24 protein-coding genes and 1 riboswitch are annotated in these 26,334 nt (G+C 65.3%); of the genes, 7 read left to right on the plus strand and 17 right to left on the minus strand.

Annotation, left to right across the window (positions count from 1 at the left end; translation table 11 throughout):
- Positions 1–50: 50 nt before the first annotated feature.
- Positions 51–401, minus strand: a complete 351-nt coding sequence (locus ACR9ZN_RS25105; protein ID WP_441774338.1) for a GFA family protein — start codon at positions 399–401, stop codon at positions 51–53.
- A gap of 209 nt (positions 402–610) precedes the next feature.
- Between ACR9ZN_RS25105 and ACR9ZN_RS25110 the strand changes: the two genes are divergently transcribed.
- The gene (locus ACR9ZN_RS25110; protein WP_481273470.1) at positions 611–1,930 is read left to right on the plus strand and encodes an LLM class flavin-dependent oxidoreductase; all 1,320 of its coding nucleotides are present in this window, start codon (positions 611–613) and stop codon (positions 1,928–1,930) included.
- Between the two features lie 108 nt (positions 1,931–2,038).
- Here the strand turns inward: ACR9ZN_RS25110 and ACR9ZN_RS25115 are convergent, their stop codons facing one another.
- The 10 genes from ACR9ZN_RS25115 to ACR9ZN_RS25160 all read right to left on the minus strand — a co-directional run bounded on the left by ACR9ZN_RS25115 (position 2,039) and on the right by ACR9ZN_RS25160 (position 13,659).
- On the minus strand, positions 2,039–2,866 hold the full coding sequence (locus ACR9ZN_RS25115; RefSeq protein ID WP_434959136.1) for an aldo/keto reductase: 828 nt from the start codon (positions 2,864–2,866) through the stop codon (positions 2,039–2,041).
- 153 nt (positions 2,867–3,019) lie between these two features.
- Positions 3,020–4,000, minus strand: a complete 981-nt coding sequence (locus ACR9ZN_RS25120) for an aldo/keto reductase (protein ID WP_441774337.1) — start codon at positions 3,998–4,000, stop codon at positions 3,020–3,022.
- A gap of 194 nt (positions 4,001–4,194) precedes the next feature.
- Entirely contained in the window at positions 4,195–5,274 is a 1,080-nt protein-coding gene (locus tag ACR9ZN_RS25125) for a ComEC/Rec2 family competence protein (protein WP_454811874.1), read from the minus strand.
- 10 nt (positions 5,275–5,284) lie between these two features.
- Positions 5,285–7,735, minus strand: coding sequence for a caspase family protein (locus tag ACR9ZN_RS25130; RefSeq protein ID WP_454811876.1), 2,451 nt, complete (start codon positions 7,733–7,735; stop codon positions 5,285–5,287).
- 4 nt (positions 7,736–7,739) lie between these two features.
- On the minus strand, positions 7,740–8,858 hold the full coding sequence (locus ACR9ZN_RS25135) for a patatin-like phospholipase family protein (protein WP_481273471.1): 1,119 nt from the start codon (positions 8,856–8,858) through the stop codon (positions 7,740–7,742).
- A 251-nt stretch (positions 8,859–9,109) separates the two neighbouring features.
- A complete protein-coding gene (locus tag ACR9ZN_RS25140) occupies positions 9,110–10,057 on the minus strand; it encodes an ROK family protein (protein ID WP_454811880.1) in 948 nt (315 codons plus the stop codon).
- 2 nt (positions 10,058–10,059) lie between these two features.
- On the minus strand, positions 10,060–10,764 hold the full coding sequence (locus tag ACR9ZN_RS25145) for a ribulose-phosphate 3-epimerase (protein WP_454811882.1): 705 nt from the start codon (positions 10,762–10,764) through the stop codon (positions 10,060–10,062).
- A complete protein-coding gene (locus ACR9ZN_RS25150) occupies positions 10,761–11,564 on the minus strand; it encodes an alpha/beta fold hydrolase (RefSeq protein WP_454811884.1) in 804 nt (267 codons plus the stop codon). The genes ACR9ZN_RS25145 and ACR9ZN_RS25150 overlap by 4 nt, the downstream gene beginning before the upstream one ends.
- Before the next feature lie 188 nt (positions 11,565–11,752).
- Positions 11,753–12,583 carry a sugar phosphate isomerase/epimerase family protein gene (locus tag ACR9ZN_RS25155; RefSeq protein ID WP_481273472.1) on the minus strand — a complete coding sequence of 277 codons (831 nt, stop codon included), beginning with the start codon at positions 12,581–12,583 and terminating at the stop codon, positions 11,753–11,755.
- Entirely contained in the window at positions 12,583–13,659 is a 1,077-nt protein-coding gene (locus ACR9ZN_RS25160; RefSeq protein WP_481273473.1) for a Gfo/Idh/MocA family protein, read from the minus strand. The genes ACR9ZN_RS25155 and ACR9ZN_RS25160 overlap by 1 nt, the downstream gene beginning before the upstream one ends.
- A 406-nt stretch (positions 13,660–14,065) precedes the next feature.
- Between ACR9ZN_RS25160 and ACR9ZN_RS25165 the strand changes: the two genes are divergently transcribed.
- Positions 14,066–15,238: an ROK family protein gene (locus tag ACR9ZN_RS25165; protein ID WP_454811890.1), complete on the plus strand. Its 1,173-nt coding sequence runs from the start codon at positions 14,066–14,068 to the stop codon at positions 15,236–15,238.
- A gap of 57 nt (positions 15,239–15,295) precedes the next feature.
- Here the strand turns inward: ACR9ZN_RS25165 and crcB are convergent, their stop codons facing one another.
- From crcB to ACR9ZN_RS25180, 3 genes are all read right to left on the minus strand, one after another.
- A complete protein-coding gene (gene crcB / locus ACR9ZN_RS25170; RefSeq protein WP_454811892.1) occupies positions 15,296–15,733 on the minus strand; it encodes a fluoride efflux transporter CrcB in 438 nt (145 codons plus the stop codon).
- 315 nt (positions 15,734–16,048) lie between these two features.
- Positions 16,049–16,107: riboswitch (Fluoride riboswitch) on the minus strand.
- A 30-nt stretch (positions 16,108–16,137) separates the two neighbouring features.
- Positions 16,138–17,727 carry an ABC-F family ATP-binding cassette domain-containing protein gene (locus ACR9ZN_RS25175; RefSeq protein ID WP_481273474.1) on the minus strand — a complete coding sequence of 530 codons (1,590 nt, stop codon included), beginning with the start codon at positions 17,725–17,727 and terminating at the stop codon, positions 16,138–16,140.
- A gap of 95 nt (positions 17,728–17,822) precedes the next feature.
- Positions 17,823–18,746, minus strand: coding sequence for a LysR family transcriptional regulator (locus ACR9ZN_RS25180; protein ID WP_481273475.1), 924 nt, complete (start codon positions 18,744–18,746; stop codon positions 17,823–17,825).
- Positions 18,747–18,870: 124 nt separating this feature from the next.
- Between ACR9ZN_RS25180 and ACR9ZN_RS25185 the strand changes: the two genes are divergently transcribed.
- Together ACR9ZN_RS25185 and ACR9ZN_RS25190 are read left to right on the plus strand one after the other, a co-directional pair.
- The gene (locus ACR9ZN_RS25185; protein ID WP_481273476.1) at positions 18,871–19,482 is read left to right on the plus strand and encodes a glutathione S-transferase family protein; all 612 of its coding nucleotides are present in this window, start codon (positions 18,871–18,873) and stop codon (positions 19,480–19,482) included.
- A 29-nt stretch (positions 19,483–19,511) separates the two neighbouring features.
- Positions 19,512–20,540 (plus strand): flavin-nucleotide-binding protein, encoded by a 1,029-nt coding sequence (locus ACR9ZN_RS25190; RefSeq protein ID WP_481273477.1) that lies wholly within the window; start codon positions 19,512–19,514, stop codon positions 20,538–20,540.
- Between the two features lie 68 nt (positions 20,541–20,608).
- Here ACR9ZN_RS25190 and ACR9ZN_RS25195 read toward each other — a convergent pair whose 3' ends face one another.
- Entirely contained in the window at positions 20,609–21,676 is a 1,068-nt protein-coding gene (locus tag ACR9ZN_RS25195; protein ID WP_481273478.1) for a YeiH family protein, read from the minus strand.
- A gap of 255 nt (positions 21,677–21,931) precedes the next feature.
- On the opposite strand from ACR9ZN_RS25195, the gene ACR9ZN_RS25200 reads away from it, so the two are divergent.
- Entirely contained in the window at positions 21,932–22,819 is an 888-nt protein-coding gene (locus ACR9ZN_RS25200) for a LysR family transcriptional regulator (RefSeq protein WP_434959154.1), read from the plus strand.
- 9 nt (positions 22,820–22,828) lie between these two features.
- On the opposite strand, the gene ACR9ZN_RS25205 is transcribed toward ACR9ZN_RS25200, so the two are convergent.
- Positions 22,829–23,752 (minus strand): DMT family transporter, encoded by a 924-nt coding sequence (locus ACR9ZN_RS25205; RefSeq protein ID WP_481273479.1) that lies wholly within the window; start codon positions 23,750–23,752, stop codon positions 22,829–22,831.
- Between the two features lie 68 nt (positions 23,753–23,820).
- Here ACR9ZN_RS25205 and ACR9ZN_RS25210 point away from each other — a divergent pair, with 68 nt between their 5' ends.
- Both ACR9ZN_RS25210 and ACR9ZN_RS25215 read left to right on the plus strand, forming a co-directional pair.
- The gene (locus ACR9ZN_RS25210; RefSeq protein ID WP_454811902.1) at positions 23,821–24,705 is read left to right on the plus strand and encodes a LysR substrate-binding domain-containing protein; all 885 of its coding nucleotides are present in this window, start codon (positions 23,821–23,823) and stop codon (positions 24,703–24,705) included.
- 114 nt (positions 24,706–24,819) lie between these two features.
- Positions 24,820–25,245, plus strand: coding sequence for a cupin domain-containing protein (locus ACR9ZN_RS25215; RefSeq protein WP_481273480.1), 426 nt, complete (start codon positions 24,820–24,822; stop codon positions 25,243–25,245).
- Between the two features lie 7 nt (positions 25,246–25,252).
- On the opposite strand, the gene ACR9ZN_RS25220 is transcribed toward ACR9ZN_RS25215, so the two are convergent.
- Positions 25,253–26,122, minus strand: coding sequence for a LysR family transcriptional regulator (locus ACR9ZN_RS25220; RefSeq protein ID WP_481273481.1), 870 nt, complete (start codon positions 26,120–26,122; stop codon positions 25,253–25,255).
- Positions 26,123–26,334: the final 212 nt, after the last annotated feature.

Below are 26,334 nucleotides of genomic sequence, written 5' to 3' on the forward strand. Positions count from 1 at the left end.
TCGTTCGCAATGACGAAATTTCGAATCCGAAGCCGGAATGCAACTGCCCCCTACTTGCTCGCCCCGTCGAATTTTTGAATCTCGAGCGCATCAAGATCGATGGCCGGCACGCAGCGCAGATTGATCGCCACCATGGCAACTCCGTCGGGCCGTGTTGCCTTGGCAAAGGCCTGCGTGCCGCAGGTCTCGCAGAACTGATGTTCGATACGGTGCTTGTTGAACTGGTAGGTCCTGAGCCTAGCCGGGTCGGCGGAGATGGTCACCGCTTCTACCGGCAGGAAGGCCAGGAGCGAGCCCTTTCGGCGGCAATAGGAGCAATTGCAGCTCACCGCGCTGCTCGGCGCGTCGGCCTCGGCTTTGAAGGAGACGGCGCCGCAATGGCAACTACCCTCGAAGCTCATTTCTCGTCCTCCCGGAATGGATATCTTTGCGGTGCCGAGCATAGTCCGAGATGAAGGATTCGGGCATCCCGTCCGGGCAATGGGGAAGAGTATTTCCTTTTGTTCGCGCAAGGCCTTGGCAGACATCAAAACCATACACACTCTATATTCTGAGTGAAGTGCTCGACCGGGTTGCCCGAACCCGGCCTGCCGTTTCATGGGAGATATTCATGGCCCGCCAATTGCGGCTCGGCGCCTTCATGCGCCCGGCAAGCATTCATACCGGAGCCTGGCGCTATCCCGGCGCCTGGCCCGATGCCAATTTCAACTTCGCCCATCTCAAGCACCTGGCCCAGCGGCTCGAAAGCGCCCGCTTCGATGCCTTTTTCATGGCCGATCATCTCGCCGTGCTCAACATGCCGGTGGAGGCGCTCAAGCGCAGCCATACAGTGACCTCGTTCGAGCCCTTCACCCTGTTGTCGGCGCTAGCCGCCGTCACCGAACATATCGGCCTGGTGGCCACGGCCTCCACCACTTTCGATGCCCCCTACCATGTCGCGCGGCGCTTTGCCTCGCTCGATCATCTCAGCGGCGGCCGGGCAGGCTGGAATATCGTCACCACCTCCAATCCCGACGCGGCCCTGAATTTCGGCCTCGACGAGCATGTCGAACATGACGAGCGCTACCACCGGGCACGCGAATTCTACGATGTGGTGACCGGGCTCTGGGACAGTTGGGCCGACGATGCCTTCAGCCGCGACGCGGAAAGCGGCATCTATTTCGATCCTGCCCGCCTGCATGTGCTCGGCCACAAGGGCGAGCATCTGTCCGTGCGCGGGCCGCTGAACATCGCCCGCCCGGTGCAGGGCTGGCCCGTGATCGTGCAGGCGGGTTCATCGGAGCCGGGCCGCCAGCTCGCGGCCGAGACGGCTGAGGCGGTGTTCACCGCGCCGCCCAATCTGGCCGAGGGGCGTCGCTTCTATGCCGACGTCAAGGGCCGGATGGCAAAGCTCGGCCGCGACAGGGACCATATGAAGATCCTGCCGGCCGCCTTCGTGGTGGTCGGCGACAGCGTGGAAGAGGCCAGGGCCAAGCGCGCCTGGCTCGACAGCCTGGTGCATTACGACAGCGCCGTCGCCTCGCTCTCCATCGCCCTTGGCTACGATGTCTCGGGCTTCGATCCCGATGGCAGGCTGCCCCCCATTCCCGAGACCAATGCCAGCAAGAGCGGCCGCGAGCGGGTGCTGCAGTTGGCCGAAAGCGAAGGTCTTACGGTGCGTCAGCTTGCCCAGCGCCTCGGTGGCTATGCCGGCCTGGCCTTCGTCGGCACCCCCGGCAGCATTGCCGATGAAATGGCGGAATGGCTCGATAGCGAAGGTTCGGACGGCTTCAACGTGATGTTCCCCTATCTGCCCGGCGGCCTCGACGATTTCGTCGACAAGGTCGTGCCGGTGCTGCAGGAGCGCGGCCTGTTCCGGCGCGATTATGAGGGGCGGACGCTGCGCGAAAATCTCGGCCTGCCGCGGCCGGAGAACCAGTTCTTCAAGTAGGGGGAAGCTTCCCTCGAAGTGAACCGGTTTCATTGCCGTTTTAAGGCGGGCGCCACCAACCTTCCCCACTTCGTGGAGAGGGCCGGTGGCGTCAGGTCCTGCCTGGCCTTACACCATTGAGAAGCTGTCGGGATCCGGGCCGATCTTGCCCTTGGCATCGTCTAGCTTCTCGATGGCGGCAATGTCTTCCGGCGCCAGCTTGAAGTCGAAGACCTGGAAGTTCTCGACGATGCGGGCCGGCGTCACCGATTTGGGGATGACGACGTTGCCGATGTCGAGATGCCAGCGCAGGATCACCTGGGCGGCGCTCTTGCCGTATTTCCTGCCGATGGCCGTCAGCGCCGGATCGCTCAGCAGCGTGCCCTGGCCGAGCGGGCTCCAGGCCTCCGTGGCGATGCCTTCCTTGGCGTGATAAGCGCGTAGCGCCTTCTGCTGGAAGCGCGGATGCAGCTCGACCTGGTTGATCGCGGGGACCACGCCGGTTTCCGCCTTCAGGCGCTCGAGATGGGCGATCTGGAAGTTGGAGACGCCGATGGAGGCGACAAGGCCCTCCTCGCGCAGCTTGATCAGGGCCTTCCAGCTCTCGACATAGAGATCGCGCGAGGGCACCGGCCAATGGATGAGATAGAGGTCGATCTTCTCCAGACGCAATTTCTTCAGGCTGGCTTCGAAGGCGCGCAGGGCCGTGTCATAGCCCTGATCGCCGTTCCACAGCTTGGTGGTGACATAGATGTCCTTGACGGGAACGCTGGAGGCGGCGAGCGCATCACCCACGCCCTCTTCATTGCCGTAGATGGCGGCGGTGTCGATCGAGCGGTAGCCCGCCTCGATCGCCGCCGTCACCGCGGCATTCGCGCCCTCGTTCGGCACCTGCCAGACGCCGAAGCCGAGCTGCGGGATTTCCTTGCCGTCATTGAAACGGATGGTCGGACTCATGGGGGATCTTTCCTGAAATCTGCGAAAGAAAAAAGCGATGAAGGAAAACGGCGATCCGATCCCTGAGGGCACGGATCGTCGGAGGGAAGGGATGCAGCCGCCAGGACTGCGTCTTTCATCTATGGTCTTACCGGCGAAGCGCAACCTTCCGCCCTACTGAAAACCGGCGATCCCATGTGGAACATAGGGGGCTTCGAGCGCCGCGATCTCCTCGGCCGTCAGGGTCAGGCCCAGAGCCGCGATGGCGTCGGTAAGGTGATGCGGCTTGGAGGCGCCGACGATCGGGGTCGTCACGCCGCTTTTCTGCGCCACCCAGGCGAGGGCCACCTGTGCCCGCGGCACGCCGCGCGCCTTGGCGATGGCGGCCACCGCCTCGATGACCTTGCGGTCGGCTTCCTGCGTGGCGTCGTAGAGCGCCGTGCCGACATTGTCGCTTTCCTGGCGCTCGCTGCTTTCGTTCCAGTCTCGCGTCAGCCGGCCGCGGGCGAGCGGGCTCCAGGGCAGCACGGCAATGCCCTGGTCGCGGCACAGCGGTAGCATCTCGCGCTCCTCTTCCCGATAGAGCAGGTTGAGATGGTCCTGCATGCTGACGAATTCGGTCCAGCCATGGAGGCGGGAGGTGTAGAGCGCCTTGGTGAACTGCCAGGCATGCATGGAGGAGGCGCCGATATAGCGGGCCTTGCCGGCCTTCACCACATCATGCAGGGCCTCCAGCGTTTCCTCGATCGGGGTCTGTTCATCCCAGCGATGGATCTGGTAGAGATCGACATAGTCCGTGCCGAGGCGCCGGAGGCTGTTGTCGATCTCCGCAAGGATGGCGCGGCGCGACAGGCCAGCGCCATTGGGGCCGGGACGCTGGCGGAAGAAGACCTTGGTCGCCAGCACGATGTCCTCGCGCCGTGAAAATTCCTTGATGGCTCGGCCGACGATTTCCTCGGAGGTGCCGTCCGAATAGGAATTGGCGGTGTCGAGAAAGTTGATGCCGGCCTCGATGGCCTGGCGGATCAGGGGGCGGCTCTGGTCCTCGGGCAGGGTCCAGGCGTGGTTGCCGCGATCGGGAACGCCATAGGTCATGCAGCCAAGGCACAGGCGCGACACTTCAAGGCCCGTCGAGCCGAGCTTGATGTAATCCATGGATGAAACTCCTTGCTGAAAAATGGTTTCGGACACGGCGCCATCTGAAAGACGACGCGAGCCGACTAATCGTGCTGTTCGATGGATTGGGTCGATTGTGAATCGGCCGGGGTCCGAAGTCCAGGCTTCAGGCGAGGCAGGATGGCTCGCCGGCGTTCACGGAGCTGTGAGATAGTTCGCGATGGCCCTTTACCTTACAACTCGAACTCGATGCCTTCCTTGCCCGCTGCGGGGAAGACGCAATCATAATGCCAGCGTGTCTTCAATTCCTCATCATCCCATTGCTCCGTATTGGGCTGACGAAAATTGAAGATCAGCGTCTTCTGGCGTTCGGGATCGTGCGTAAGGATGCGGGCGATGGTTTCCGCATCCGGATGATCATGGCGGCTGCCGTCGGTCGAGAAGGCAAAACGGGTACAGTCGATCAGGCTGAGCAGCGCCGGCGAGGTATTGGCCTTGCTGCCGTGATGGGAGACTTTCAGGCAGTCGAGCTTCAACGGATTGGCCGCGCTATGGCCGAGCCGCTCGAGGGCAGCCTCGATGACGTCGGCATGGGAGTCCGCTGCCATCAACACGCGCCTTTGGTCGAACTCTGCGATAAAGGCGATGCTGGTGCCATTGGGCCTGGTGCTGTCGCCACTGTATTGGCGCGCAGCCAGCACCTCGACATTGAGGCCGCCGAGTATCTCGCGCCCTTCGACCTCGGCCTGCTCTACCGGATCCTTGTCTTCCTTGCGCAGATGGGCCTCGGCCAGTGCGCTCGCCCAGGTTGGCAGCAGCCTGGTGAGCTGGTGGTCCGTGGGGGAAAGCAGGGTGAGTTTCAGTCCGCCGGCGAACGGCAAGGGTGCTGCCGCCTCCGGGCTGCCCGTGGAGACGATGCGGGAAGCGAATTGGCTGTTCCACGGCCAGTCGCTGGCCTCGATGCCGATCGTAACTTTTTCGGCCTGGTCGACGCCAAGCGTCTCCAAGTCGCGGAGCCGCTCCCTGGCGTCGACGAGCTGGGCGTAGGCGTTGAACCAGACATTGCAGGCCGTGAAGGGAAGTGTCGTCTCCCCGAACAGTGGCACCGCTCCTTCGATGTGGTCGGCATCGATATGACTGATGGCGAAGAGCTCAAAGCTGCCGATCGCCTGCAGCAGCGGCTTCAGCGCCCGATAATTCTTGGTGCGCCCGAGATCGATCAAAGCGCGGTGAAGCGTGCCCTCCTCGCCCCAACTCAACATCAGCGCGTCGCCCTCGGAGGCCGGATGCATGGCGAGCTTGAAAACCGGCATGGCGTACTCCTCAATCGCCGAGGCGGATCACGGTGAAGGTCTGGGCGGAATCGACGCGGTTGGCGAAGGCGCGGGCTGTGCGGCGCGGGGCTTCGAGCACCTTTTCGTCCGGCAGGCTTTCGAGCCCGCGGGCCAGCCAGTCCGCCGACAACGAATAGAGCGGGGCGCCACGCGAAAAGCCTTCCAGCAGATGGGTCTTGGCCTGCTCGAACTGCCCGGCACTGCGTGCCCGCATCAGCAGACGGCGGCCGAGAATGATGGGCCCGTCGGGGATGAGCGGAAACCAGTTGGCGAGATTGGCGAGCCAGGGATCCCAGCGCCGTTCGAGGTCCGGCGAGGAGGCCGAAACGGCAATCAGCGCCGCTGCCAGCGCTGCGATCGGATCGGCGAGCTTGTCCTGCATCGCATCGATCACGGCCTGCTGCAGCCCGCCGGCCAGGAGGCGGCTGCCGGCCTCGACGTCGCGCGCCGCCAGGAAACCGATCAGGCCGCTCCAGACGGGGTTTTCGGCGATGATGGTGGCCGCGCTTCTTTCGCGTGGCGCCAGCCTGTCGATGAGGACGTAGGGGTTCCACCGCCCTGCAATGCTTGGCACCACGGCGAGCTCGCGGCGAGGGCCGGTCTCGATCGCCACGAACACCGGACGATCATGGGCGCCCTTTTCGAAGGGCGCGAAGCGGTGGGCCTCGGCATCGGCCAGGCCGAGCTGCACGAACCGTCCGTCATCGTTCTCTATCGCTGCGGTGAGGTGCGGATCGGCAAGGGCATGCAGGCCGAGTGCACAATCGACATGGCCGGCGATGGTGGCGACCACCGGTATCACAGCCGGAGGGGCGGGCAGAGGAAAGTCGGCCTGCCAATGGGGCGGAGCCTGAAGGTTGATATCCGCCGGCGGACGGGGCCGCAGGCTTTCCAAGCCCGGCGCCGGGGCGGGAGGAGAAGGGGGCGGCACGGCACCGGTTGCGGTCGCCGTTCCCAGCCATTCATGCGGCGAAGCCGGCATGGCGAAGCGCACTTCCAGCACCTCGTCCTTGGCCACCGTGACGTTCTGGACCTCCACCCGGCCGTCGGGCGTGCGCAACGTGACGACATGCTCGCCAGGCCGGACATCCACCGGCGTGGCGCCGCCGATGGCGACGATGACCTGCTTGGGGTTCTTCTTCGGATCATCAGCCCTGACAATCTCGGCAACGGCACCGGCAGCGATCGCCACGGGCCCGGAAAGGCCGATGAGAAGCTGCGCGGCGGGGCCGAAGCTGCGCCCGGGATCGAGTTTTTCCACCACCGCCGTGGTCGGTGTGGCGCTGCGCTTGACTTCCAGGAAGACGGCAGGTGCCCGGGCCTTGCCCTTGGCCCCCCCGATATCTGCGCCGAAACGGCGGACGGAGACATTGATGGCGGTGGCTTCCGGGTATTTCAGGAGCTGGAAGGGGGCCCTTCCCGCTGCGCCCTCGAAGGCCGTTTCGCCGCCGGGGGTGGCGGTGACGATGAAATCGCTCTCGGGCCAATTTTCGGGCTGGGCCATCGAGATATAGACCGGGATTTCCGCCTGCTCGCCGGCGAAGGTGATCTCGAAGGTACCGGCGATGCGCCCGCCGGGCGTCTGCGGCTTCTCATCCGGCTGGCGGTGCAGCTCGAGCAGCCGGCTGATGCTGTCCACCATCGGGCCGGGACGCACCGGCCAGTCCTCGTCGGCCGGGTCGCCGGCGACGCCGCCGAGAGCGCTGAGCAGCGCGTCGGCAAACAAGGTGGTGTTGTTGACGCGCCCTCCTGCGGTTTCTCCGAGTGCGGTGGCGGCGATCACCCATTGCTTGCTCGGCTCGTCATGTCCCCTGTTCTCACGGGTCAGGGCAATCAGCTTGCTGCCGAAGGGCTCGTTCCAGGGCAGAGAGAGGTCCGTTGCCGAGCGGCAGCAATCGAACAGCAGAAGCTGGGAGACAGCCTTGGCGTTCTCCAGCGCGGACATGAACTGCTCGACCTCCGACATGCCGGCGGTCCGGTCGAGTTCGTCCATCCCGTAATCTTCGAAGAGGAAGGCGGTGCGGGAGAGCAGGCTCTCGCCATGGCTCGCGACATAGAGGATGGCGAGATTGTCCTTGTGGCTGTTGATGCGCCGGACCCAGGCGCGCACGGCTTCGCGCGCCAGAGCGAAGGTCGCGCGCGGCACCGGCCCGTCGGCATAGGTCGCCTGGGGCTGCGCCGTGGTGGCCGGCTCGGAAAGCAGGATGGCGAGGCTGCCGAGCGGGCAAGCCTCGTTGCGAAAGCCCGGCGCCTCGCCGACAAACCAATCCGCCAGGACGCGAGCCGAAACGGTGGTGGAGGTCAGCGGCTTCTTGAAACGCGGCGACTGGTAGGCGCCGACCCCGATGATCAGTGCATGGGTGGCGGGACCGGCCGCCAGCGTGTCGTCGCGGTAGACCAGTCCGGAGCCTCTGTCAGGATGATCGCCGGGCAGCATCATGGCGCTAGACCGGGAAGCCGGGTAGGGGATAGGCAGTCGGTGCCGGCTCGGTCGGCGTGACATAGCTGCGCAGGGCAACGTCCATCATCAGCCAGCCCCAATTGATGAGCCGGCTCTGCTCCTCTTCGTCGAAGGGATTGAGGCGGGTGCGCATTTGGGCCAGCCGCGCGACGGTAGCGGGATCGGGCTTGAGCACCTGTGGCGCCGGATATTTCGAGGCAACGCTGTCGATGGCGCTGAAGGCGACCACGCGCCCGGCCGCCTTGGCTTCGGCGAAGAGCAGGCGCTTGCGCAGGCCACGTGCCTGGTCGGTGGCGATGTCGAGGGCGCGCAGGGCCTGCTGGGGCCAGAAGGCGTGAGCGGATTCCTCGGTGCCGAAGGGGGCGCCGGCATCGCTGACGATCACCGTGGCGAAATCGTCCACCGTCTCCAGGCCGAGATTGTCATAGGCGCCGCCATCGGTCAGGGAAAGCCTGCGGTTGTAGTCGGGGTCGCCGAAATGGCTCGTGCCGGTGGCGTTCACCCAGCGTGCGGGATCGACCTTGATCTCCACCGGCGAAAGCACGGGCGGAAAGGCGCTCGAGGCGGCGACGGCCACCGCGAGCCGGATGTCGGGTTTGGGGATGATGCCGACGGCATAATCGGCCAGCCTGACCTTTTGCAGGCGCACGAGCCGGCCGGTCTGCAGATTGGTGGCGTTGAAGACGAATTGCGGGCTGTCCGGCAGATCCTGCAGGCTGATGCCCTCGAAGAGATCGTCATAGGTGTCCGCGAGAACATCCCCGATGCTCTTGCCGGGCAGGAACGCTCCAAACCCCACTGCTTTGGTATCGACCGAGCGGGTGCAGAATTCGCGCAGCGGTGCGATCACCTTGGCGTCGAGATCGGTGGCGATGCCGTTCTGGAATTTCAGCTGCTTCCAGGCGGCCGCCAGCATGCCCGAGGTGATCGAGCCGCCCGACACGCTGGAGATGCGGCTGATCCTGGCGAGCAGGCCAAGCTGGTTGAGCCGGATCAGGGCGCCACAATGATAGAGCGTGGCGCGAAAGCCGCCGCCCGACAGGGCCAGCGCCGGCGTATTGCGGTCCACCGTGCGGTCTTCGATTCCGCCGTCCTGTGCCATCGCCAATCCCCCATGCCGGATCTGCAGGCGAATTGTTCGACTGGAGGCGTGAGTCGGGCGTTATTCCCGGTTCCGAAGACGCCGAGCTACACGGAAAGTTCTGAATTGCTTTCTGGGACCGCCAGCATCCTGCTGGCCCTTTCCTCCTGCAGAGGTCGCGCCTCCAAGAGCCAGCGGGATGCTGGCGCTCCCAGGAAAGGGGCACTGTCTATGCGGGGCAGTATTCTTCCCGCGTCAAGGCCGGCGAATGATCAACGCGCCCGTTCGTCGAACATCACCAGTGCGGCCGCTCCGACCAGGCCGGCATTGTCGCCGAGGGTGGCCTTCACCACCGGCACGTCGCGGAAGGAGGGCAAGGCGGTGGTCCGGATGATTTGGTGGATCTTCTCCGTCATCAGGTCGAAGCCATGCGCGACGCCGCCGCCCATCACCACTTTTTCGGGGCTGTAGAGATGGATGAGGCTGGCGAAGCCCTCGCCGAGGAAAGCGGCTTCCTCGTCGAGGAGCGCGAGGGCGGTCGCATCGCCCTGGCGGGCGGCTTCGACCACGCTGCCGGCGGCCGGTGCCGGCACGCGAGCGAGCAGGCTGCCGGGATGGGCGACAGCCGCCTCGCGTGCCCGCCGATCGAGCGCCGTACCGGCCGCGAAGGCCTCGAAGCAGCCGACGGCGCCGCAACTGCAGCGCGGGCCATCCTTGGCCAGGCGGAAATGGCCGACATGGGCCGTCATGCCACGCCTGCCATGCAGCAGGCGGCCGTCGCTGACCACGCCGCCGCCGATGCCGGTGGAGACGGTGACATAGAGGAGGTGGTCGAGCCCGCGGCCGGCGCCGAAGCGCCACTCGCCGTAGCAGGCGGCGATGGCATCGCCTTCCACCACCACCGGCCGGCCCAGGGTGGCGGCAAGCTGGTCGCGCAGGGGAAAATCTTCCCAGCCGGGCAAGGTCGGGACATGGATGAAGGTGCCGGTGAGGCTGTCGAGCGGCCCGGGGGCGCAGACGCCGATACCGGAGAGCGAGCCGAGGCTCTTGTCGTCAGTCACTTCTTCGATAAGGCTGCGGAATTGCACCATCACGGCGGCTGGACCGCCGGCTACATCCGTGCGGGTGGCGGCGCGCCGCAGCACGGTGCCGGTATCGTCAACGAGGGCGGCGCGCACCTGCGTGCCGCCAAGGTCGATGCCGATGGCGCGCCGATACACGGTCAGGACTCCCGCTGCAGGCCGTGGACCCAGGCGATTCGGGCGGCCAGATCCGGTGCGCCGAAGGCCAGCGACCCCATCACGATGGTTTCGGCGCCGGCAAGACGCAGATTGGGCACGGTGTGCTCGCGATTGCCACCATCGGAGGCGAGGATGATGCGGTGCACGGCCTTCTGGGCGATCAGCTTGCGGGCTTCGCGCAGGCGCGCCAGGGCCGAATCGTCGAGGCCAACGCCCTTGATGCCGATCAGGGTGCCGAGCAGGGTCAGCATGTCCAGGCGGTCGAGGAAGGGCTCCGCCGCCGCCACCGGCGTGTGGAGCTGCAGCACAATGCCGGTGGCAAGGCCGAGATCGCGGATGCGGGCGAGGGCGGCATCGGCATTGGCGTTCTCGGCATGGATGCTGATCAGATCGGCGCCGGCTTCGGCGAACTGGTCGATCTGGTCGAGAAGGATATCGTCCGTCGTCATCAGATGGACGTGAATGGGCTTGGCGGTCACCTTGCGCACGGCCGCAGTCAGGTCCGGAAAATAGAGCAGGGCCGGCGAGAAATGGCCGTCGGCGACATCGACATGGAAGATGTCGACATGCGGCTCGACCCGGGCGATATCGTCGGCGAGACGGCCGAGATCGGCGGACCACAGCGAAAATTCGGCGAGCAGGCGGTCGGCGGGCAGGGCCTGGAGCCAGCCGGAAGCGGGTTTCATGCGGGGTTCTCCGATAGGAATTGTGCCAGAGCAGCGCGGAAATCCTGGACGTAGCGCGGCTTGTCCAGCGCCTTGGGGGTGATGCGGGCGAGCCGGGCGCCGGGAATGAGGGCGGCGAGTGTCTCGGCATGGCCGAGAGGGTGGATGGCGTCGGCCTCGGTGCCGATGAGGAGCGTCGGAATCCTCAGGGCAGCGATATCGGCGCGGGAGACGCCGGGTCCGTCCGCCGAAATGCGGGCGAGCAGCGCCGCGGTGACGGCTTGGGGCTCCCGCGAGAAGAAGCCGCGCAGCGAGGCGAGATTGTCCGGAGCAGCGGCGGCAAGATCGCGCGCCGTACCGGAAGCCTCGAACCGGGCCCGCGCTTCCGCGGGGCCATAACCGGCGAGCAGCGCGCCGACCAGGGCATTGGGCTCCATGTTGGCGGGACCCGCTTCGGCAATCCAGGCTGGGCGCGCCAGCACCAGCGCCCGCACCAGGTCCGGCCTGACAATGGCAAGACGCAGCGCGATTGCCGCGCCCATCGAAATGCCCCCGAGGACGACGGGGCCGAGCGCGAGATTGTCGAGCCAGCTCGCCAGGTCGTCGGCGAAGGTCTGAAGCGAAAAACACTCGCTGTCGCCGGCCTCGGAGCCGCCATGGCCGCGGCATTCGAGCGTGAGGCAGCGGGCCGGCAGATCGAAGGGAAAGACTTCGGCCGGTTGGCCGGCATCCCCGCACAGGCCGTGCTGGAAGATCACCGGAAGGCCGCTGCCGCGATCATGCACGGCGAGGCTGAGGCCATGGCGCGGGAAGACGCTCATGTCAGCTGCTCCGCGGTGCGGCTTTCCTTCTCCCCATACGGGAGAAGGTGGCACGAAGTGCCGGATGAGGGAGGGCACTACGCTGGCCGAGCCCCCCATCCGCTTGCCGGCACCCGAGGCTCTTCCATGGGAAGTGCCAGGTCGCGCAAGGGGAGATGGAGATCTCGCGCGGTGTTCGGCGCTTGTTGTCATGCTACCTCCGCCAGCTTCCGGCCGAGGAATGCGGCGACTTCTGCCGCCTCCCCGGCAGCAAGTCCGTGGGTGACCAAAGGGCCGCCGAAACCGATCCGAGCCAGTCCAACGAGATAATGGTCATAGTCGAGCACGCCCTTGCCGGCCGTGGTGAAACCGCCGGCGGCATCCCTGTCCTTGGCATGGGCCATGACGATGCGGTCGGCCAGGAGGTCGATGGCTTCGGAGACCAGGCGCTGCTGCTCGGCGAGCGAAGCGACCTCGAAGAGATTGGCCGGGTCGAGGATGATCTTCAGCCGGGGGCTCGCCATCTCGTCGATGATCGCTCGCGCCTTGGCGGCCGAATCGATGACATTGGCCAATTCCGGCTCGATTCCGAGATCGACATCGTGTCGTTCGGCGATGTCGAGTGCCGTCTCCAGGCTGGCGGCGAGGTCGCGCCAGGCTTCCGGCGAGGCGTTGTCGGGATGGCCGCGCCACTGGTCGTCCGGATCGCGCGTGCCGGTGCAGAGCGTCAGGAGGCGGGTGCCCATGGCGTGGGCCGCGCCGGCGATGATTTCAAGGCTGTCATGGCCGCGCCAGCGCAGTGCCGGATTGGGATGGATCATGTTGTAGGTGGCGGAGACGGCCGCGACGTCGAGATTCTGGTCGAGGGCGGCAGCACGCACCGCCTCAGCGACACCGTCGGGGATGGCCGCGGGCATAGAGGGCAGGCCCGAACAGGCCATGTTGTATTGCGCCGCGCCGTAGCCTGCCGCGCGGGCGGCCGCCATCACCGTTCCCGGTTCGCTGCCGGGGAAGGTCTTGGCAAAGATGCCGAGCCGCATCACAGCTCTCCCTTGACGTCATCGAGCCACACGGCGCGGCCCTCACGGACGGATTGGGCGATGGCGATCATCGCCCGTACCGAAGCGACGCCATCCTGGATGTCGGCGCCGCGCATCGGCGCGCCCTTGAGGATGACGTCGGCGAAGCCCTCGAGCTGGCGACGGTAGAAATGGCCGTCCGCGCCGAGGACGCGCGTGGTGGCGCCGTCCTTTTCGCGGAAGATGTCGACGTCGCTGCTCTTGTAGTACCAGGGGTTATAGGTCTTGCCGAGCACGCTGCCATGCTCGCCATAGATCTGGAAGCCCTCGTGCCAGTCCATGCGCACGGCCACGGTGAGGTCGAGATGGCCGAGCGTGCCATTGGCGAAAGCGAGGTCGACGAACCAGCAGCGCGCGCCGAAGCGCTCGGAGAAGCGGGCCTCGACCTCGACGATCTCCCCGCCGAAATAGCGGGCGGTGTCGACGAGATGGCTGCCATGGGCAAGCATGTAATAGCGCTGGAGGTCGGCCTTGGGGTCGCCGGCCGGCCTGCGCGCCTGCCTGCTGGTGACGATCAGCGGCTGCACGGCATCCGTCATCGGGTAGCGATGGGTTGAATCGCAATACCAGGCCTTGAGGGCCAGCATCTCACCCATTTCCGTGTCGATGAAGGCCTTGGCAGCTTCGAGCCCGGCATCGAAGCGCTTCATATGGCCGACTTGCAGCACCTTGCCGCTGGCTGCCACGGCGGTGCGCAAGGTCTCCACTTCCTCGATGCCGATGCCGACGGGCTTTTCGCTGAGCACGTGCTTGCCCGCTTCCAGAGCGGCGATCGAGGCCGGCACGTGGAAGGCGTCCGAGGTCGCCACGATAACCGCATCGAGCTCGGGATCGGCCAGCATGGCGGCGTAGTCCGAAAAGGTCTTCTCGGGCTTGTGTGTCCAGGACATGCGCTCCAGCAGGTCGGGCGCGATGTCGCAGATGGCGTAGAGATCGGCATTGCGCGCCTTGGTGCAGCTTTCGAAATGCGCGGCCTGCGCGATCGGGCCGCAGCCCAGCACACCGACCTTGAGGCGGCGATCTTCCTTCTTCGGCATGGCGGGATTCCTGCGGGTTTCTATAATTTGTTTATTATCTAAACAAATAGGATGTGCAAGGCCTTTGCTGCTAACATTGCCGTTGACTTGAGGTAGAAAGCGCTCCGATTTGTCATAGCCGGGTTTGCTCCCCACCGGATGAGTTGTTCGGTGCAGATCCAGAAGCCACTCAAATAACCGGGAGCGAAGCCGGGAAGACGCCTCTTCCTGGGATCGCAGGATCAAGCCCGGCAATGACAAAGGCCGTGCAAACTCGAAGACGCTTAACTCGACGGCCTTGGGACAAGGCGTGTTTCAGCGAATATCCTCTTTTTGCTCTAACTGTCTGTATCGGTGCGTCTTTGTGTATCCAGGTGATTCGGCCGAATCGCAAAGCCATTCCAGAGATTCGGGCAGAGGCGACATCATGGCTGACCAGACCTTCGCGCGTTATGTGAACGAGCGGCGCATCCTCACCCAATTGCGCCTGCAGGGGGCGATGCCCCGGGCCGAACTTGCCCGCCGCCTCGGCCTGACCCCCGCTACCATCACCAACCTGGTCGAGAACCTCACGGCCAGCTCCCTCCTGGTCGAGCGGCGGGCCTCCCGTGAGGAGAGCGCGCGCCGGGATGTCGGCCGGCCGGGCGTCGACATCGCCCTCAATCCGAGCGGTGGCTACTTTCTCGGGGCCGAGATCGGCGTCGGTGTGGTGCGCTTCGCCCTGATCGATCTGGCGCTCGGGGTGGTCGACAGCCGCACGGCGCGCCTGGCTCATCCTGTCGGCCCGGACGCGGCTGTTGATGCCATCGCCACTTATGCCCGCGGCCTGACGCAGCCGCTGCGCTCGATTGGCATCACCGTGCCCGGCCTGGTGCGTTCGGACGGCTATGTCGTGCATCTGCCCATGCTGGGCTGGAAGGACCTCAATCTGAAGGCATTGGCCGAGAAGGCGCTCAGTGCGCCTGTTTTCGTCGAGAACAATGCCCATGCCGCCGCCTTCGGCGAAGTCTATACCCAGCCTGGGCTGCAGGCCGACGCCATCGTCTATCTCAAGCTCGGAGCCGGGTGCGGCGGGGCGGCCATCGTCAACGGGCGCCTCGTCCGTGGGGCTGAGGGCACCGGCAACGAGTTCGGCCATATCCGCATCCGCGAAGCGGGGCCACGCTGCTCCTGCGGGCAGGAGGGCTGCCTGGAGAGCTTCGTCAACATCGCTGCGCTCGATCGCTTCTATCGGCCGGGGCAGGGCTTCGGCGTCGATTCTCTTTCCGCCTTGCCGGCGATGGTGGCGGCCGCCGCCCACGCCGGCGACGGCGGTGCCGGAGCGGCCATGGACGAACTCGCCAGCCATCTCATCATCGGTCTTACCTCGCTCGCCAACATCTTCAATCCATCGACGATCGTACTCGGCGGCGCCATGCGTCCTGTGCTCGCGGCTCGCCTCGACCGGCTGTCGCAAGCCGTCGGTGCCGGCATCGTGCCGGGGATGACGAAGCCGCAGATCCGTCTTTCGACCCTGGGCGAGATGGAATGCGCCATCGGCGCCGCCACCATTGCCCACCATCAGGATTTCGACGTCTCCAACATCGAGATCGGCAATTGATGCCAGGACTCGTTGGCCAAGGGGCGTTGGCAATGACACCCGGCATGAGATCCGAGGTCAGGACGCCTCCTCGTCGACCTGCACCTGTGCCACCTGCTGCGTGCCGTTGATCGTCGTCGCGCCATAGAAGCCGAGCGCCGAGGCGGCGACGCAGAGCACCACGGACACCCCGACATTGATCAGGGCGCGCAGGGGCATGTTCATGTGCAGGAGTTCGAAGGTCTGCAGGCTGAAGGACGAGAAGGTGGTGAAGCCGCCGCAGATGCCGACCATGAAGAACAGCCGCCACAGATCCGGCAGGGGTGCTCGGCCATTGGCAAGGGTCAGCGTGCCGAAGAAGGTGATGGCAAAGGAGCCGGCGATATTGATGAGGATGGTCGCCCAGGGCAGGTTTTCGCTATAGGGCGCCATCCACAAGCCGATCCAATAGCGCCCCACGGAGCCGATGGCTCCGCCGATGGCGATCATGATGGTGTTGGCGAGCACGGGTGACATGGATGCTCCGAAGACAAGTGGGAAGAGATGAAGGCCGCGGATGCGAATGGGTTGTCCAGTCAGGATAGGCAGGGCTCAAGCCGCCACCAATCCGAAATCCCGGCAGTGCTTTAAGGCTCATGGAGGAATCAGCCCCAGACGCCAGGCGATGGCAAGTCCGATCAGGCCGAGAGCAGCCAAAATCAGCCAGACGCGGAGGATGGGAAAGGGTATCGGCCGTCCCGGTCGCGAAGGGCGCATGGCATACCTCCAGAGAGATTGCAGCGGCACTTCGACGAAAGCGGGAGACAGGGACAACCTCCTACCGGCGCGAAGCACCTGGTAGGAGTCATCAGCCTTGCGGCGGTTTGGGGGACTCCATCCCCATAGCGATAGCCCACATTACGGCCAGGGTTGCAGCGGGGTCAAGTCGCCGGCAACAGCTCCAGCCTGTGCGAGATGTCGATGGCGTCGAGGAAGCTCTCGTCGTGGCTGACCACCAGCAGGGCGCCATCATAGGCGCGTAGTCCCGCCTCCACCGCTTCGATAGCCTCGATGTCGAGATGGTTGGTGGGTTCGTCCAGGATCAGCAATGGCGGCGGCCTTTCTCCGCCCAGAACGCAGGCGAGCCCGGCCCGCAGCATCTGGCCGCCGCTGAGGCTGCCGACACTCTGCAGGGCCGCGTCTGCCCGGAACATGAAACGGGCCAGGGCGGAACGGCAGGCATTCTCGTCCGATTGCGGGTTGAGGCGCTTGAAATTGTCGCGGATCGTCTCCCTCGGGTCGAGCAGGCTCACCTCCTGGTCGAGCAGCGCGAAGCCGGGCAGGACCCAGACATGGCCGGCCTGGGGTTGCAGTCGCCCGGTGATCAGGCCGAGCGCCGTCGTCTTGCCGCTGCCATTCGCGCCGGTCAGGGCGACGCGCTGCGGTCCGGCGAGGGTGAAGGAGAGGCCGTCCAGGACCGGTCGAAGCGGCTCGTAGCCAAAACGCAGCGCATCGAGGCGCAGGACCACCTTGTCGGCGGGTAGGCCCGTGGACGCGAGCTTCACCGACAAGGGTTGCAGGATTTCGAGACGCTTGCGCGCCTTGGCGAGCGTATCGCTGGCCGCTCGCTGCTGCCGTTCGGCCAGACGGGCTCCCGCGCCTCCACTCTTTTCGCTGCGCTCCTTCTTCGCGTCGAGCAGCAGCAGGGGCGCGTCACCCCTGGCTCGTGCCTTGCGGCCTGCGCTGTCCTTACGCGCTTTGCGTTCTGCGGCGATTTGAGCCTTGCGCTCGGCTTCATCAAGCCGCTTCTCGGCCTCGCCCACATCATGGCGGGCGGCCGCCAGTTCCAGGGTCTTGCGTGCCCGGTATTGGCTCCAATTGCCGCCATAGACGCTGGCGCCGAGCGAGGTCAGCTCGACGATGGCATCCATGGCCTCGAGCAATTCGCGGTCGTGGCTGACCACCACCGCGCCGCCGCGCCAGCCGGCGAGGAGGTCGATGACGGCCTTCCGGCCCTCGCGGTCGAGATTGTTGGTCGGCTCGTCCAGCAGCAGGAAGTCCGGCTCGGCGAAGACCAGTGCCGCCAGGCCAACCCGGGTGCGCTGCCCACCCGACAATGTCGTCAGCGGCGTGTCGGTATCCACAGGCAAGCCGACCCGGGCGAAGGCCGTGGCGAGACGGGCCTCCAGGGTCCAGTCGGCGGTGACGAGATCTTCGGCGGAGGCGAGGCCGACTTCCGCCCGAGCAAGCAAGGCGAGCGCTTGCGTAACGCCGAACAGGTCGGCGACGGTCTCGTCCGGCCCGAGCTGGACGGCCTGGCGTAGCCGTCCCAGGCTGCCATGCACGACGATGCGGCCGGAGCGGGGCGGGAACTCCCCCGCTATCAGCTTGAGCAGGGTCGTCTTGCCGACACCGTTGCGGCCGACGAGGCCGGCACGTTCGGGGCCGAAGCTCAGATCGAGCCCAGAGAGCAGCGCGCGCCCGTCAGGCGTGGACCAGGAGAGATTGGAAAGCGTGATCGAAGAAGGCATGAGAATGGATGATCCCTGACACAAGGCAAAGCGGCGTTGCGTTCAGGTTCAGATCCATTGCTGCGAACTCTCGGTTGAAACGATACCGCGCCAATCTAGGAAGACAGGCGGCTTTGCGCAAGGTCTCCGAAGATCGGGTTTGCCCGCAGGCGTTCCACGGCGAAATCGACGAAGGAGCGCACCTTGGCGGAGGGAGCCCGGCCACCGGCATGGACGATATGAACAGGCACCGGTGCCTCCTCGAATTCCGTGAGCACGGTGCGGAGCGTGCCTTCGCGCAGGGCCGTGTCGACCTGGTAAGCAAAGACGCGCACCAGCCCCCAGCCGGAGATGGCCGCCGAGATCCCCAATTCGTTGAGATTGCACATCAGCCGTGGCTGGATGCCGACATGGGTCTTCTCCTCACGGCCGAAGCGCCATTCCAGCCGCGGCCAGGCGCCGATCCTGGCGATGACGCTGTGGCCGGCAAGGTCGGCGGGACTGCGCGGCTCGCCATGTTCGGCGAGATAGGCGGGAGAGGCGCAGACCACCCGCCGCATGCTGCCGACCCGGATCGCGGTCAGCTCCGAATCCGGCAAGTGGCTGATGCGGATGGCGACATCCATGCCCTCCTCCACAAGGTTGGTGATGCGGTCGAGGAATAGGGTTTGCGCACTCACGACCGGATGCTGGCCGAGATAGTCCATCACCACGGGCAGGATATGGAGCTGACCGAACATCACGGGCGCGGTGACGATCAGCGTGCCCGTCGGCGTGGTATAGGAACCGGCGGCAGCCGCCTCGGCATCGGCGAGATCGGCCAGGATGCGCTGGCAGTCATGCAGATAGCGCTCGCCCGTTTCGGTGAGCTTGAGCGATCGGGTGGTGCGCACCAGCAACTGGGCGCCAATGGCATCTTCGAGAAAGGCGACGGCCCGGGTGACCGCGGGCGGGCTCATGAACAAACGGCGGGCGGCCTCGGCGAAACCGCCGCTCTCGGACACCTTCACGAAGACCCGCATGGCCTGCCAGCGATCCATGATGCCCCCAAATTCCAATTATTCCAGTATCTGGAATGATGCCTTTCAATCAATCAATATTCTCTATCTACATCGAAATGATGAAGATCCTCGGACAGTGCCGGTATCGGCGAGGAGATCATCCATGAAGCTCTATCATTTTCCCCTGTCGGGTCACTCCCATCGCGCTCACCTGTTTTTGTCGCTGGTGGGCGTGCCGCATGAACTGGTCGACGTGGACCTCAAGACCGGCCAGCACAAGACGCCGGATTTCCTCAAGCTCAATACGCTGGGCCAGGTGCCGGTTCTCGACGATGGCGGCGTGATCGTGCCGGATTCGCTCGCCATCATCGTCTATGTCGCCCGCAAGCTCGGCCTGGAGAACTGGCTGCCGACCCAACCGGTCGCTGCGGCCGCCGTGCAGCGCTGGTTCTCGGTCGCAGCCGGCCAGCTTCGCATGGGCCCGGCGGCCGCTCGCCTGATCACGGTTTTCGGTGCCAAATACGATGTCGAGCAGACATTGGCGGCGGCTCACGCCATTCTCAAGTTGATTGACCAGGAATTGATCGGGCACGACTGGATCGTTCTCGATCGCCCGACCGCTGCCGATGTGGCACTCTACAGCTATATCGCCTCCGCACCGGAGGGGAATGTCGATCTGTCTTCCTATGCGCAGATTGGCGCCTGGTTGCGACGGGTCGAGGCCCTGCCGGGCTTCGTGCCGTTCCAGAAGACGGCGGTCGGGCTGGCGGCCTAGAGCTTTCATCCTATCGGAGGGCAAATGTCATGGATGGCAATGTGGCCATGTTCACGGATTCGCCGTGGCACGAAGGCGAACTCGCCCTGCAGCTGCGGGCGGGAGCGGCCGAGCGCATGGATGCGGTGGGCCGACGCGTCCTGCGTGACTATCTGATCGAGCAACACCGTGATTTCTACCCGCTGCTTCCCTTCATCGTCGTCGGCACCGCCGATCGCGCCGGCGATATTTGGGCAACGATCCTCGCCGGCCAGCCGGGCTTTCTCAATTCTCCCGAGCCTCACACGCTGCATGTCGCGGCTGCGGTTGATCCCGCCGACCCTGCGGCCTCAGGCCTGGAGGATGGTGCTGCGATCGGCCTGCTCGGCATCGAACTGCACACCAGGCGTCGCAACCGGCTGAACGGCACGGTGCGTCGCAGCGATCCGGCTAGCTTCGAGGTGGTTGTCGGGGAGAGCTTCGGCAATTGTCCGCGCTATATTCGCTTGCGCGACTTCAACTTCACACGCGATCCGGCCACCGCTTCCACGATACCGGTCCAGATCCTCGACCGCCTCGAGGGCCGGGCGGCTACCCTGATCGCCGAGGCAGAGACACTCTTCATCGCCTCCTCGGTCGAGCGTGAGAACGGGCATCGGCAGGTCGATGTCTCCCATCGCGGCGGTAGGCCCGGCTTCGTGGCAGTGCAGGCCGATGGCAGCCTGCTGATGCCGGATTTCGCCGGCAACCTGTTTTTCAATACGCTGGGCAATATCCTGGTGGATACGCGTTGCGGATTCACCTTCGTCGATTTCGAGACGGGAGACCTGCTTCAGCTCACGGGAGACGGCGAGGTGATCCTGGAGGGACCGGAGATCGCGGCCTTTGAAGGCGCCCAGCAATTGCTGCGCTTTCGGCCAAAGCAGATCGTGCTGCGGCCGGGTGCCCTGCCACTGCGGTGGCTCTCGCCCGAAAATGGCGCCTCGCCGCATTCGCTGGCGACGGGGAATTGGGACGAGGCGCGCGCCTTGCTGAAAACTAAAGCGTCTTCCAGAAAAGTTGATAGACTTTTCGATTAAGAAAACGGGGCGGAACAGGGAGTTAGAGAAAAAGTGCGATTCAGAGAAATCGCACTTTTTCTCAAGGATCAGGCGACCTTGAGCAGCACGATCAGCGCGTAGCTGATCACGCCCAAAGCGAGCAGGGAGAGAATCACCGTCGAGGTCACCCGCGGGCCGGCCTTGGCGACGGCGCGGATGTCGACGGTGAGACCGAGCGCGGCCATCGAGATGATGGTGAGCGTATTGGCTGCCGATGAGATCGGCTGAAGCGAGGCCTGAGGCAGGAGGCCAAAGGAACGCAGCGCCATCATGGCCAGGAAGCCGATGATGAACCAGGGCACGATCTGGCCGAGGCGGGGACGTGCGCGGCTAGCCGTGCCGGCCTCGGTCGGGGCGGCCTTGCGCTGGCTTTCGCTGATCAAAGCGAGAACCACGATGACCGGGCCAAGCATCAGTACGCGGGCGAGTTTGACCAGGGTGCCGATCTGCACGCTGAGAGCGGCGACGGGCGCGGTGGCGGCAAGGACCTGCGGCACGGCATAGACGGTCAGTCCGGCGAACACGCCATACTGGCCCGGGGTGAGATCGAGGGCAGGCACCAGGAGCGGCAGGCCGATTACGGCGACCACACCGAGCACGGCGGTGAAGGCGATCGAGGCGGCGACATCCTTGCCGTTGGCGCCGATCACGGGCGCGGTGGCGGCGATGGCCGAGTTGCCGCAGATCGAATTGCCGCAGGCGACCAGCAGGGCCATGTTGTGCGGCAAGCCGAGGGCGCGACCAATGCCGAAGCTCAGCATGATCGACACCATGACGACGCCGGCGATGCCAGCCATCAAGCCGAGGCCGGCATCGGCGATGGCGGCGGCGCTGACGGAAGCGCCGAGCAGCACAACGGCGACCTCCAGCAGCGTCTTGGCACCGAAGGTGATACCGCGGTCGAAACGGGCCTCAGGCTGGGCGAAGGTGCGGATCAGGGCGCCGATCAGGATGGCAAGGACCAGAGCCTCCAGCCAGGCCTTGCCGAACAGGCTGGCTTCGACGAGTTCGGCCCCCATGGCGAGGGCGGTGACGACGATGCACAGGCCCGCGCCGGGAAGAATCCCGCGAATTCCCGTCATATCGCCCAATCGGCTGCCGACCTTGCTGCTCATGATCCACCTGCAATTCACAGGTTTGTTCTGCCTTATTGGGTCTGTTCAATCCATTTCAAAATAGTGTAGAAATTATTCGATTGAATCGAATGATTGGATTGTGCGTAGGCAGATGACTGAAATTTGGGTCTTCTTCGGCGACGCTAACGGTTGGGATTTGTCATGTCCTGGCCTGACCCGGGCATCCAGACTGGATCGACACCGGACAATTTGTCTGGTGGAGGGCAAGCCCGGCGATGGCAAGGCGACGCTGCCATGACTTTGGAACAGTTGAGGATTTTCGTGGCCGTGGCGGAGCGTGAGCATCTGACGCAGGCCGCAGGCGAACTCCATCTGACGCCATCGGCCGTGAGTTCTGCCATCCGCGTTCTGGAGGATCGCTATGGCGCGGCACTGTTTCATCGTGTCGGCCGCCGCATCGAGATGACGCCCGGCGGGCGGGAATTCCTGCCGACGGCGCGGGCGACGCTCGCATCCGCCAAGGCAGCGGAGCTCGCTCTGTCCGAGCTCGGCAGCGGCGCACGCGGCTCGCTTGTCGTGCATGCCAGCCAGACCATCGCGAGCTATTGGGTCGCGCCTTTCCTGGCGCGCTACCACGATGTCCATCCGCGTGTCGATCTGAGGTTGGAAATCGGTAATACCCAGAGCGTCACCCAGGCCGTGCTGGAAGGGGTGGCGGAGATCGGCTTCATCGAAGGTGCCGTCGATGAGCCGGCCCTGTCGGTGCAGACGGTGGCGCATGACCGGCTGATCGTGGTGGTGGCGCCGGGCCATCCCTGGGCCGATGGGCGCACAGTGCGGCCCTACGACATTGCCACCGCGCGCTGGATCATGCGCGAGGAGGGCTCAGGCACGCGATCGGTCTTCGAGGAGGCGTTACGGGGGCGGGGCGTCGATCCCGCCGCGCTCGAGATTGCCCTGGTGCTGCCCTCCAACGAGGCCGTGCGTTCGGCCGTGCGCTCGGGCCCCTTCGCGACGGTGATGTCCGAACTGGTGGCGGCGCCCGACCTGCAGGCGGGACGGCTGGTGCGAATCGCCTTCGACATGCCGCCTCGCGCTTTCCGCATGCTGCGCCATCGCGAGCGCTACCGCACCAAGGCTTCGCAAATGTTGGAGATGGTGATCACCCAGACCGGAGGGTGAATTCGCCTCTCAGCCCCCGCTGGTCGCGGGCAGCCTGGTCAACCAATAGCCTCCGGCGAGAATCAGCAGGCAGCCGATGCCGGCCTTGAGATCAGGAACCTCGCCGAAGGCGAGGAGGCCGAGCAGCGCGGCGAACACGATCCAGCTATAGCCGATCGGCCCGGCCACGGCGATGTCGGCAAGCCGATAGCCCCGGATGTTGCAATATTGGGCGAGGATCGCAACGGGGCCGAGCATCAGGCAGGCCAGGATCGGGCCCGGGCCGACGCTCTTCCAGCTCAGCCAGGCCGGTACCAGCATCAAGAGGAAGCTGAAGAGGTTCACATGGGCCAGCATGGAGAGCGGCGTGTCGCCCTTGGTTAGCCGTTTCACATAAATGATCTCGAAGGCCATCAGTACGGCGCCGAGCAGGGCCATCGCAGCGGGAATGCTGACGTCGCCGAAGGGAGCGGCCGCCGCGTGCTGGCCGAGTACCACCGCGAGCGCGCCGAGGCCACAGATGAGACCGGCGAGCCAGTGGCGCCAGCCTACCGCCTCGCCAAGCATGACCATGGCGAGGGCAACTACGAAGATGCCTTCGAGCAGGCCGATGGCGCTGGCGGCGGCGACCGGCATATGGGCGGCGGCATAGATCGCAGACAGGCCGCCGAAACAACCGAAGCAGGCGCGCAGAAAATGTTGGTCGGGCCGCGGGCTGTGCAGGGCGATGAAAGGTTGCCCGCCGGCCCTGGCCACGATGAGCACAGTCACGAAGCCGCTGGCGTAGCGCAGCAGCAGGATCTGGGGGATGGCGAGAAGCGGGCCGGCGAAGCGCCCCGAGGCGAAGATCAGGGTGAACAAGGCGGTGCCGACCAGGAGCCACAGGGCGCCCCTGGCATTGGCGCTCATGCCGGTCGTTCCCGCCAGCGGCGTTGATTTTGCTGCAATCGTCATGCTTGATGCGTCACAGATTTCATACCCGCAAACAAACGCATTTTTTGATCGTTGCATGAGAAAATCTAATGCAAACGCCTCGTCGCCTTCCGTCTCTCAATGCCGTGCGCGTCTTCGAGGCAGCCGCCCGCCTCGGCAGCCTGAAGGCGGCGGGTGAGGAATTGGGCGTGACAGCCAGCGCCGTCAGCCATCAGGTCCGTCATCTGGAGGAAGGGCTCGGCGTGCGCCTGTTCGCACGCAGCAACAATGCCATCGAGCTGACGGCGGAGGGCGCGCGTTTCGCGGCGGCTACCGCGCCGGCGCTCGACATCATCGCAGCGGCGGCCTCGGCCCTGCAGCGGGATGCCAACGAGGTCCTGGTGCGCGCCTCGGTGTCGTTGGCCCTGCGCTGGCTGATTCCGCGCCTCGGTAGCTTCCGCCAGGCCCATCCCTCCATCCGCGTCCGGCTGGAAACACCGGTCTCAGCAATGGCTGATCATGACGACATCGATCTCGTGATCGGCTATTCGCGCGCCGAAGGCCCCGCTCAAGGGGGGACGATCCTGTTCGATGATATCTGCGTCGTGGTGGCTGCGCCGGATGTGGCGGCACGCTATCGCGATGCCGACGCCGCGGCGCTGGCGGCCTCTGGGGCTCTGATCTCGGCGACGCAGGACGACTGGGACTGGCGCCGCTGGGCCGAGGTCAATGGCGTCGACTGGCGCGATGTGCGCATGGCCAGCCGGTTCGAGATCGACGATGCGGCCTGGGAGGCGGCGAGCGCGGGGCTTGGCATGACGCTGGCTTCGCCGCGCCTGATCGAGCGGGAACTGCGCAATGGCTTGCTCACCATCGTCGGCTTGCAGGACGGGCTGCAGCTCGGCAACTATTGGGTACGCGCCCGGCCGCCCATCCGCCGGGGCGCCGAGCTCTTCCTGGCCTGGCTGCTGGAGGCCGCGGGCGAGGACGCATGAGGATCGTGCCGGGAAGCGGAAAGCCGTGCTTGTGAAGGAGAGGATTGGGGAGCAAGCTGCAGGCCGGTCGTCACCAGGCTCTGCTCCCGGAGCAGGCGGCTGGGGGATCGCACCATGTCGGAGATCATCAGCATCAAAGGCCTCGAACTCCGCTTCCTGCACAGCAAGGCGGATACGCAGGGCAGCCTCGCCATGTTCGAGATGACCGTCCAACCCTGCGCACGCATGCCGGTCGCCCATTATCATGAGAGCTGGGACGAAACGGTCTATGGCCTGGAGGGCGCGATGACCTTTCGGGTCGACGACCGCGAGGTTACTCTTGCGGCACGGCAGACGCTCTTCATTCCGCGCGGCATTGTCCATGCTTTCCGCAATGACGGGGAGGGCCCTGCGAGCTGTCTCGTCGTACTGACGCCCGGCGTGCTTGGCATCGACTATTTTCGCGAGGTGGCGGCGCTGCTGGCCGCCGACGCGCCCGATCTCGCCCAGATGGGCGCGATCATGCGGCGATACGGGCTGGTGCCCGCGCCCTCGAACTGAACCGTGCTTACTTCCCGATCCGCAGCAGTTCCAGGAAGGCTTGGCCGACGGGGCTGAGGCCTTGCTTACGGACGGAAGCGTGAAGGTCGCGGCGCAGCGGCGGCGTCAGCCGGCGCACGGCAAGGCCGCTGGTATCGTCCGGCAGTGTGAGGTCGGGCATGACTGTGAGGCCGATGCCCTCGCGCACCATGCCGAAGATGGTGGCGTTGTCGCGGGCCAGGAACAGCACATTCGGCCTGCTGCCGGCCGCCAGCAGGGCCTCTTCGAACTGGCGGTTGCCGCCGCCGCCGGAAAAGATGGCGCGCTCGCCGTCGATCGCTTCCAGGCCGATCGAAGCGTTCTTGGCCAGGGGATGGGCAGCGGGCAGGATCAGCACGAAATCGTCATTGGCGACGATGGCGCTGTCGAGTTCGGGGTGGGGCTCGCCGCTGATGCCGACATCGACGGCGTCGGCAAGCACCCAGTCGTTCACCTCCTCGTCGGTGCCCAGGTGCAGGGTGATGCCGGCCCGTGGATAGAGCGCCCGGAACGGCTTGAGCCAGCCAGGCAGCAATTTGGCAGCGGCGCTCTGTACCGAGCCGATACGCAGCGTCGTGCCGGCCAGCTTGTCGCTGGCCTGGGCGATGGTCGCCAGGCGCTGGGCGCCCGCCAGCAGGGCTTGCGCTTCCACGAGTGCGGCCTCGCCGAGGTCCGTGAGCTTGACGCCCACGCGCGTACGGGTCAGCAGCTTGGCGCCGAGGGCATCCTCCAGCCCGGCGATGGCCTGGCTCACGGCCGATTGGGTGAGATGGATGCGCTGGGCGGCGGCGGTGAAACCCCCGGTTTCTGCCGCGGCGACGAAACAGCGCAACTGGGTGAAGGTGATATTGGGATGCATGGTCGATGGGGCCTGGCGAAGCAGTGAATCTTAATATGGAGGTGACCCGTTCTCTTGCCCAGCGCGGACCTTCGGACCTCGATCCCTTGCGTCAGGATATTAACTCTTTCTTACGAGCCGGATGCGCTGGAAGACTCTTTGGGTTAAGAAAAGATCGAAACCAAAGCGTCTTGCAATTTGACGCTATCGGCGAGAATCACGAAGACGCGTCG

Source organism: Labrys sp. HAY1-8F (assembly GCF_056754975.1).

Excerpts from the sequence above, each read along its gene's own strand:
- ACR9ZN_RS25215 (WP_481273480.1), top strand. The coding sequence starts at position 24,820 with ATGTCGGAGATCATCAGCATCAAAGGCCTCGAACTCCGCTTCCTGCAC.
- ACR9ZN_RS25115 (WP_434959136.1), bottom strand. The coding sequence starts at position 2,866 with ATGAGTCCGACCATCCGTTTCAATGACGGCAAGGAAATCCCGCAGCTC.
- ACR9ZN_RS25175 (WP_481273474.1), bottom strand. The coding sequence starts at position 17,727 with ATGCCTTCTTCGATCACGCTTTCCAATCTCTCCTGGTCCACGCCTGAC.
- ACR9ZN_RS25210 (WP_454811902.1), top strand. The coding sequence starts at position 23,821 with ATGCAAACGCCTCGTCGCCTTCCGTCTCTCAATGCCGTGCGCGTCTTC.
- ACR9ZN_RS25135 (WP_481273471.1), bottom strand. The coding sequence starts at position 8,858 with ATGGCACAGGACGGCGGAATCGAAGACCGCACGGTGGACCGCAATACG.
- ACR9ZN_RS25105 (WP_441774338.1), bottom strand. The coding sequence starts at position 401 with ATGAGCTTCGAGGGTAGTTGCCATTGCGGCGCCGTCTCCTTCAAAGCC.
- ACR9ZN_RS25205 (WP_481273479.1), bottom strand. The coding sequence starts at position 23,752 with ATGACGATTGCAGCAAAATCAACGCCGCTGGCGGGAACGACCGGCATG.
- ACR9ZN_RS25200 (WP_434959154.1), top strand. The coding sequence starts at position 21,932 with ATGACTTTGGAACAGTTGAGGATTTTCGTGGCCGTGGCGGAGCGTGAG.
- ACR9ZN_RS25130 (WP_454811876.1), bottom strand. The coding sequence starts at position 7,735 with ATGATGCTGCCCGGCGATCATCCTGACAGAGGCTCCGGACTGGTCTAC.
- ACR9ZN_RS25125 (WP_454811874.1), bottom strand. The coding sequence starts at position 5,274 with ATGCCGGTTTTCAAGCTCGCCATGCATCCGGCCTCCGAGGGCGACGCG.
- ACR9ZN_RS25110 (WP_481273470.1), top strand. The coding sequence starts at position 611 with ATGGCCCGCCAATTGCGGCTCGGCGCCTTCATGCGCCCGGCAAGCATT.
- ACR9ZN_RS25160 (WP_481273473.1), bottom strand. The coding sequence starts at position 13,659 with ATGCCGAAGAAGGAAGATCGCCGCCTCAAGGTCGGTGTGCTGGGCTGC.
- crcB (WP_454811892.1), bottom strand. The coding sequence starts at position 15,733 with ATGTCACCCGTGCTCGCCAACACCATCATGATCGCCATCGGCGGAGCC.
- ACR9ZN_RS25145 (WP_454811882.1), bottom strand. The coding sequence starts at position 10,764 with ATGAAACCCGCTTCCGGCTGGCTCCAGGCCCTGCCCGCCGACCGCCTG.
- ACR9ZN_RS25180 (WP_481273475.1), bottom strand. The coding sequence starts at position 18,746 with ATGGATCGCTGGCAGGCCATGCGGGTCTTCGTGAAGGTGTCCGAGAGC.
- ACR9ZN_RS25150 (WP_454811884.1), bottom strand. The coding sequence starts at position 11,564 with ATGAGCGTCTTCCCGCGCCATGGCCTCAGCCTCGCCGTGCATGATCGC.
- ACR9ZN_RS25220 (WP_481273481.1), bottom strand. The coding sequence starts at position 26,122 with ATGCATCCCAATATCACCTTCACCCAGTTGCGCTGTTTCGTCGCCGCG.
- ACR9ZN_RS25165 (WP_454811890.1), top strand. The coding sequence starts at position 14,066 with ATGGCTGACCAGACCTTCGCGCGTTATGTGAACGAGCGGCGCATCCTC.
- ACR9ZN_RS25190 (WP_481273477.1), top strand. The coding sequence starts at position 19,512 with ATGGATGGCAATGTGGCCATGTTCACGGATTCGCCGTGGCACGAAGGC.
- ACR9ZN_RS25185 (WP_481273476.1), top strand. The coding sequence starts at position 18,871 with ATGAAGCTCTATCATTTTCCCCTGTCGGGTCACTCCCATCGCGCTCAC.
- ACR9ZN_RS25155 (WP_481273472.1), bottom strand. The coding sequence starts at position 12,583 with ATGCGGCTCGGCATCTTTGCCAAGACCTTCCCCGGCAGCGAACCGGGA.
- ACR9ZN_RS25195 (WP_481273478.1), bottom strand. The coding sequence starts at position 21,676 with ATGAGCAGCAAGGTCGGCAGCCGATTGGGCGATATGACGGGAATTCGC.
- ACR9ZN_RS25120 (WP_441774337.1), bottom strand. The coding sequence starts at position 4,000 with ATGGATTACATCAAGCTCGGCTCGACGGGCCTTGAAGTGTCGCGCCTG.